Origin of the sequence: Lentilactobacillus sp. (genome assembly GCF_040773105.1) — a bacterium.
GTDB classification, from domain to species: Bacteria; Bacillota; Bacilli; order Lactobacillales; family Lactobacillaceae; genus Lentilactobacillus; species Lentilactobacillus parabuchneri.
The window spans coordinates 1-6,969 of sequence record NZ_JAXGWW010000105.1 but is presented as its reverse complement, the minus strand read 5'-3'; the positions used below and the strand labels follow the sequence as shown (position 1 = coordinate 6,969).

The window sequence follows — 6,969 nt, the reverse complement described above, 5'->3', positions numbered from 1 at the left end:
GTAGATGAAGTTTGCGTTATTTTCAACAATAATTCCGGCGGTGACGCGGCAGATAATGCCCTGCAGCTCAAGGAGATGCTCGGATTAACCTTTGGTGGGCTCGGGCCGCTTCAGATGAATTTGTTTTAACCGTTAATGGTGTGATCAATAGACTGCTCGTTCAGTGAGGTCGTTATTACTATGCAAAGTTTGGCGACGTGCAAATCTCATCGCCATTCTAAAAAATATTTGCTATACTTGATTGTATTAAATTAAAGATTAATTAAATGTGAAAAGAGGTACTTTCATGGCAGAAAGTAAGCCAACATTTTATATCACAACTCCTATCTATTATCCATCAGGAAAATTACATATTGGAAATTCATACACCACCATCGCGTGTGATGCCGAAGCTCGGTACAAACGCGCAATGGGCTACGACGTATTTTTCCTGACTGGAACTGATGAACATGGGTTAAAGATCGAACAAAAAGCAGAACAGCTGGGCATGTCTCCCAAAGATTACGTTGACAAGATGGCAGGGTCCATCAAACAGCTTTGGAAAAAGTTGGAAATTTCCAACACGAAGTTTATTCGAACAACGGATGATTACCATGAAAAAGCAGTTGCCGATATTTTTCAACAACTGTTGGATCAAGGCGACATTTACCTTGGTGAATACACAGGTTGGTATTCGGTTTCCGATGAGGAGTACTTTACGGAAAGTCAACTCGCCGAAGTTTACCGTGATGATGACGGTAAGGTGATTGGCGGCAAGGCGCCTAGTGGCCACGAAGTTCAATTGGTCCACGAACAGTCTTATTTCTTCAAAATGAGTAAGTACGCTGACTGGTTGCGGACATATTACCAAGAGCATCCGGACTTTATTCAGCCGGCAACTCGAATGAACGAAATGATCAAAAACTTTATTGAACCCGGCTTGGAAGATTTGGCAGTTTCCCGGACAACCTTTACTTGGGGAGTGCCGGTTAAATCAGATCCCAAACACGTGGTTTATGTGTGGATTGACGCGTTGACCAACTATATTACCGCGTTAGGCTATGACGGAAAAGACAATACCAATTTCAAAAAGTATTGGCCAGCCGATGTTCAAATGGTTGGAAAAGAAATTGTCCGTTTCCACACGATTTATTGGCCAATCATTTTGCACGCACTTGGGTTACCACTACCCAAGACGGTTTATGGTCATGGCTGGTTGTTGATGAAAGACGGCAAGATGTCCAAGTCAAAGGGCAATGTGATTTATCCAGAAACGTTGGTTGACCGATACGGGCTGGACGCACTCAGGTACTACCTGTTGCGGGCAATGCCGTATGCCAATGACGGCTTGTTTACGCCGGAAGACTTTATTGACCGCTTGAACTTCGACTTGGCCAACGATCTGGGGAATTTATTAAATCGGACCGTTTCGATGATTAATAAGTATGAAGATGGGATTATTCCAACCTTCAAATCAGGCGTTAATGAAGCAGATCGTGAGCTTGAAGACACTGCTTCCACCGTGATCACCAATTACCAACAGTTAATGGACGAGCTGCATTTTTCAGACGCGTTGGCAGAAGCTTGGAAATTGGTTGCCCAAACCAATAAATACATTGACCAAACCGAACCTTGGAATTTGGCCAAAAATCCTGATGATAAAGAAAAACTTGATTCTGTGATGGCCCATTTGGCTGCCGGCTTACGTGTGATTGCCGAGCTGATCAGCCCGGTCATGACTCACGCACCGAAAGAAATCTTTACCCAGCTTGGGATTAAAGAAGACATTAACTTGAAGAACCTTCGATTTGAAGACGTACCTGCCGGCGCAAAATGTGTGGCTAAAGGGACGCCAATCTTCCCACGGGTTGAAGTTGATGATGAAGTCGACTTCATCAAGCAGCAAATGACAAAGACGGATAAAGCCAAAGGTCGGGCTGCGATGAAGGAGGCTGCGGAAGCCGATTTTGATCCGGAAACAACCAATTTGAATTTGACTAAGAAGGAAGTTCGATTTGAAGCATTTGAAAAAATCGAACTGAAGGTTGCTGAAATTAAAGACGTCAACCGGGTTGAAGGTGCAGATAAACTGCTTCAATTTAGACTTGATGCCGGAGATGACGGCGATCGCCAGATTTTATCCGGGATTGCCCAGTGGTATCCGGATTATCAAAAATTGATTGGCAAAAAAGTGATCATTGTTTCGAATTTGAAGCCAAGAAAAATGCGTGGCCAGGTTAGCCAAGGGATGCTGCTATCAGTTGAACATAAAGATGGCAACGTTGAATTGGTTACAGTTGGCTCGCACCTCGAAAATGGGGTCACACTGGAATAAATCAAGTAGTTGTGGCAAGCTAATCGGAGTGAAAACTAGGGATTGGAAACAAGACGCAAGTTTTGTCACAATCCCTATTTTTATCGATGAACATGGAGTAAGAAATGAAAATTTTTGATTCACATACGCATTTAAATGATTCACAATTGTATCCACAAGCAGATCAGTACTTTCAACACGCTCAAAATTTGGGCGTCGTTAAGATTGCCAACGTGGGTTCTAACCAAAAGCTCAATGATTTATCACTCGAACTGGCGGCACAATATGACGACATGTATTCGATTATTGGCTGGCATCCGGAAGACTCGATTCACTATCATGAGGCTGAGGAAAAACTGCTGATTGAACAGCTCCAGAGTCCTAAAGTCGTTGCGGTAGGTGAAATCGGGCTTGATTATCACCAAACAACGTCTCCAAGAGAAGTCCAAAAACGCGTCTTCAAGCGTCAAATTGATATTGCCAAGCAATTGCACCTGCCGATTTCGATTCATAACCGGGATGCGTTTGAAGATACCTACGCCATTCTTAAAGAAATGGACGTTTCAGATATTCGTGGCGTGATGCACAGCTTTAATGGGGATGTTGAATGGCTTAAAAAATTTCTGGATTTGGGGATGCTGGTTTCTTATAGCGGTGTTGCCAGCTTCAAGAAGACCCACGAGGTTCATGACGCCGTCAGAAACACTCCGTTTGATGAGATGCTGGTCGAAACGGATGCACCGTATTTGGCACCGGAGCCCATGCGCGGTAAACAAAATGAACCGGCGTACACGTTGTACACGGTTGAAGCGATTGCCAGAATTTGTGATGTTAATCCGGATGTCATTGCTGATTACACCTATCACAATGCACTGAGATTATTTGGAATTGAGGATAAATGAAAAAAATAAAAGAAGTGATTGTCGTTGAAGGAAAAGACGACACGAAACGAATTCAAAGAGCAGTTGATGCCGATACGATCGAGACAAGGGGATCAGCGATTCCAGATGAAACGTTGGATCTGATTAAAAAGGTTGCCGAAACCCGGGGAATCATTGTGTTTACCGATCCGGATTTTTCCGGCGAAAAAATCCGCAAAACAATTTCAGCTGAAGTTCCCAATGCAAAGCATGCATTTATTACCAAGAAGCAGGGGGTTCCCAACCGATCTGACGGGTCACTTGGCGTAGAGCATGCCAGTATCGAGTCAATTCGCGAAGCGCTCAGCAAAGTTTACACGGAAGATGATTCGGCCGCTGAGTTGATTTCTCGAGAAGAACTCATGCATGAGGGCTTAATGGGCAATCCAAGCGCCAAAAAACGGCGGGAACAACTTGGCGAGCTGTTACGAATCGGCTACGTCAATGGCAAGCAGCTGCAACACCGGCTGCGAATGTTTGGCATTACCCGTGACCAGTTTTTGGCTGCTGTTAAGCAGATTGATAAGGAGGATTCAAATGACTGAATACCCACAAATTGCCAGTCCAACGCGGACCCAAGCGATTTTGAACCAGTATCATCTGTCAGCTAAGAAGAGCCTCGGTCAAAATTTCTTGACTGATTTAGATGTTTTAGACAACATTGTTGAAGCGGCTCAGATTACCAAGGATGATAACGTGATTGAGATTGGTCCTGGAATTGGCGGCTTGACGGAGCAGCTGGCTAAAGCAGCCAACAAAGTTTTGGGGTTTGAAATTGATGCCAACTTGTTGCCGGTTTTAAGCGAAACTTTGGCACCGTACGATAACATAAAAATTATCAATCAGGATATTTTAAAAGCGAATTTACCTGAAATTATTTCACAGGAATTTGATGCTAATAAATCGCTGAAAGTTGTTGCCAATCTGCCATATTACATTACGACGCCGATTGTGATGAATCTGATTGCCGGTCAAGTGACCTTTGACGCGATTGTTGTCATGATGCAAAAAGAGGTTGCCGAACGACTGACGGCCGTGCCTTCAACAAAACCGTACGGGTCTTTGTCTGTGATTGTCCAAGAATTAAACGATGTCGAAATTTCGTTTATTGTCCCAAAGACGGCCTTTATCCCGCAACCCAAAGTTGATTCAGCGATTGTGAAGCTGTCACCGAAAACTGACCGGAAAGTCACACCTTTCGACTCGAAAATATTTATTAGTTTTGTCAGGGGATGCTTCATGCATCAGCGGAAGACACTTTGGAATAATTTACAGGGTGTTTTTGGTAAAACACCTGAAAGGAAAGCGGCGATTAAGGAAGTTTTAAACCAGGTCGCAATTGATCCAAGTGATCGGCCGGAAAGTCTCACCGTGGAACAGTTTGTCACGATGGCAAATGCTTTTCATACTTCGACAAATCTAATCTAATTCTCATCGTTCTATTGTTGTCAGATGACCTGATTTGTGGTAAAAATTGCTTTTCTATTACTCTTGTGGTATAATTAGCCATCGTGAGGTGAATAGGATGCCAGTGACTTTATCTGTGATTAAGCATAAGATGGACGATCATATCGGCCAGCATGTACTCGTAACTTCTCAAATCGGGAGAAGAAAGACGACTAAACGAACGGGAATTTTGAGGGAAACGTTCCCGGCTGTTTTTGTTGTCGAATTAGACCCGGGGAAGGCCAACTTCGAGCGCGTATCATACAGTTATACTGATATTTTGACGAAAAACATTGAAGTTGACTTTGATCATATCCAGGCAGTCTAATGCCATCTTGTTGGATAATCAATTTGGGGCCCGTGAGGCCTTTTTGTTTTACCCAAATCCAACTTATTCACTGACATTTTATTAATAATTTAGTATAATTTTGTTATTAGTGAATGAGTGGAGGGGGCGAGGCGAATTGAAAATGATTATGCGGGCACCGGCTAAGTTAAACTTAGGGCTGGATGTCCCCTTTATTCATGCTGACGGGACAATTGAGTGGCGGATGGTCATGACTTCGATTGGATTAAGTGATCACGTCCAGGTGGCCACTCAAAATTCCCGGTCGATTACCATCCGCTCCGATAGTGGCTTTTTGCCGAATGATAAACGTAATCTGGCGTATCAAGCTGCCCACCTGTTTTTACAACAAATGAATATCAAGTCCGGTTTGGATATTGTTATCGAAAAAAACATTCCGGTTGCAGCTGGGCTCGGTGGCGGCTCATCTGATGCAGCCGCAGTGTTGCGGGCCCTTAATTGCATTTTTGAAACCAACCTATCGTTGGCCGAACTCGCCCGTTTGGGTCTGCACGTGGATTCGGATGTTCCTTACTGTGTGTATAGCAGAACCGCGCTTGTCAGTGGTCGGGGAGAAGTAGTGACCCCGCTTAACAAATTACCGAAGATGTGGTTTGTCCTTGCCAAGCCCAATGTGAGTGTATCGACACCCAAAATTTTGAAACGACTAGCTCATACCGAGATCACGCATCCAAATATTGACGCCTTATTAATGGGGATTGAATCAGCAAACTACGATCAAATCACCGAAAATATTGGCAATTCATTAGAAGTTATCACGGCTGCCAGTCATCCACAGATTGCCACGCTCAAGCGGCGATTGATTGAGTACGGCGCGGATGGTTCTGAAATGAGCGGAAGTGGGCCAACTGTTTTTGGCATTTGTCGCACAGAATCGCGTGCTCATCGGGTTTACAACAGCATTTCCGGATTTTGCAACGAAGCTTATATTGCCCAGCCGGAATGCGAGACGGATCCGGTTATTTAACCGACAAACGGATATCATTAACAACATAGGGTTGCCAGCAAAACTTAAGTTTTGTTCAAGCAACCCTTTTTATGTGCTGACAGCGATTGACAAAAATTTGTTTTCATCTAAACTAAAATAGTAATAATTACCTTTTACAAAGTTGCGGAGGTCGTTTCATTTGAATGAAACATTAATTTCAGTAGAACAATTATCATTAAGCTTTCCGAATCATCTAGTGCTCTCAGATTTGAGCTTTAAGGTCCACCGCGGTGAGTTTTTAGGGATTATCGGCGAAAATGGGGTGGGAAAAACGACCCTTGTCCGACTTATTTTAAAGCAGTTAAGGCCCTCAGCCGGTAAAATCAACATCAAACCAGGTCTCAAAATTGGCTATGTTCCTCAATTTCGAAACGTTGATGTTGAATACCCATTATCAATTGAAGATTTTATCTCGCTAAACTTTACCGGAATTAAGCTGCCCTGGTTGTCTCGAAAAGAAAAGGCAAAGGTTCAATCTGTGATCAAGCAGGTGAACCTGGACCACATTGCCAAACGGCCGCTTGGATTGGCATCCGGTGGTGAAAAGCAAAAGGCTTATCTGGCACAAGCACTCATTAACGATCCTGACCTGTTAATTCTCGATGAATCAACGGCCAGTTTGGATCCAAATACCAAGCGGGAACTGTTGGATGTCGTCCTTCGACTAAACAAGGCGCTTGGGTTGACCGTGATCTTTGTTTCTCATGATATGCAAGTCATTCACGAGTATCCGGATCACTTCCTCTGGTTGACCAAACAAGGATACACGCAAGGCCCAATTGATGAGCTGCATAATGATTCAAAGGAGGGCGAATATGTTTAGTCTTGAATTTATGCAAAACGCCTATTTGGCGGGGACGTTGATTGCAATTGTCAGTGGCATCATGGGCGTCTTCGTGGTTGCACGAAATATGCCCTTTATGACGCACACACTTTCTGAAATCGGCTTTGCGGG

The 6,969-nt window shown here is 43.8% G+C and carries 8 protein-coding genes and 1 pseudogene; all 9 read left to right on the top strand.

Translation table 11 applies throughout. From position 1 onward, the window contains the following. Window positions 1-129 (top strand): annotated as a pseudogene (locus tag AB3112_RS06755) (DUF72 domain-containing protein); the annotation flags it as partial. A 157-nt stretch (window positions 130-286) separates the two neighbouring features. Next, window positions 287-2,314, top strand: a complete 2,028-nt coding sequence (gene metG / locus AB3112_RS06750) for a methionine--tRNA ligase (RefSeq protein WP_367334157.1) — start codon at window positions 287-289, stop codon at window positions 2,312-2,314. Between the two features lie 104 nt (window positions 2,315-2,418). Next, entirely contained in the window at window positions 2,419-3,195 is a 777-nt protein-coding gene (locus AB3112_RS06745; protein WP_084974877.1) for a TatD family hydrolase, read from the top strand. After that, on the top strand, window positions 3,192-3,758 hold the full coding sequence (gene rnmV, locus AB3112_RS06740; protein WP_057908951.1) for a ribonuclease M5: 567 nt from the start codon (window positions 3,192-3,194) through the stop codon (window positions 3,756-3,758). Before AB3112_RS06745 ends, rnmV begins: the two co-directional genes overlap by 4 nt. Continuing rightward, on the top strand, window positions 3,751-4,641 hold the full coding sequence (rsmA, locus tag AB3112_RS06735; RefSeq protein ID WP_084974879.1) for a 16S rRNA (adenine(1518)-N(6)/adenine(1519)-N(6))-dimethyltransferase RsmA: 891 nt from the start codon (window positions 3,751-3,753) through the stop codon (window positions 4,639-4,641). Before rnmV ends, rsmA begins: the two co-directional genes overlap by 8 nt. Window positions 4,642-4,738: 97 nt before the next feature. After that, entirely contained in the window at window positions 4,739-4,987 is a 249-nt protein-coding gene (locus AB3112_RS06730; RefSeq protein ID WP_057908949.1) for a Veg family protein, read from the top strand. A 136-nt stretch (window positions 4,988-5,123) separates the two neighbouring features. Further along, on the top strand, window positions 5,124-5,993 hold the full coding sequence (ispE, locus tag AB3112_RS06725; RefSeq protein ID WP_057908948.1) for a 4-(cytidine 5'-diphospho)-2-C-methyl-D-erythritol kinase: 870 nt from the start codon (window positions 5,124-5,126) through the stop codon (window positions 5,991-5,993). A gap of 160 nt (window positions 5,994-6,153) precedes the next feature. Continuing rightward, the gene (locus tag AB3112_RS06720; RefSeq protein WP_084974881.1) at window positions 6,154-6,837 is read left to right on the top strand and encodes a metal ABC transporter ATP-binding protein; all 684 of its coding nucleotides are present in this window, start codon (window positions 6,154-6,156) and stop codon (window positions 6,835-6,837) included. After that, window positions 6,830-6,969: metal ABC transporter permease (locus AB3112_RS06715; RefSeq protein WP_367334158.1), on the top strand; the 140-nt coding region annotated here is incomplete at its 3' end. The genes AB3112_RS06720 and AB3112_RS06715, both read left to right, overlap by 8 nt.

Excerpts from the sequence above, each read along its gene's own strand:
- metG (WP_367334157.1), top strand. The coding sequence starts at position 287 with ATGGCAGAAAGTAAGCCAACATTTTATATCACAACTCCTATCTATTAT.
- AB3112_RS06745 (WP_084974877.1), top strand. The coding sequence starts at position 2,419 with ATGAAAATTTTTGATTCACATACGCATTTAAATGATTCACAATTGTAT.
- rnmV (WP_057908951.1), top strand. The coding sequence starts at position 3,192 with ATGAAAAAAATAAAAGAAGTGATTGTCGTTGAAGGAAAAGACGACACG.
- rsmA (WP_084974879.1), top strand. The coding sequence starts at position 3,751 with ATGACTGAATACCCACAAATTGCCAGTCCAACGCGGACCCAAGCGATT.
- AB3112_RS06730 (WP_057908949.1), top strand. The coding sequence starts at position 4,739 with ATGCCAGTGACTTTATCTGTGATTAAGCATAAGATGGACGATCATATC.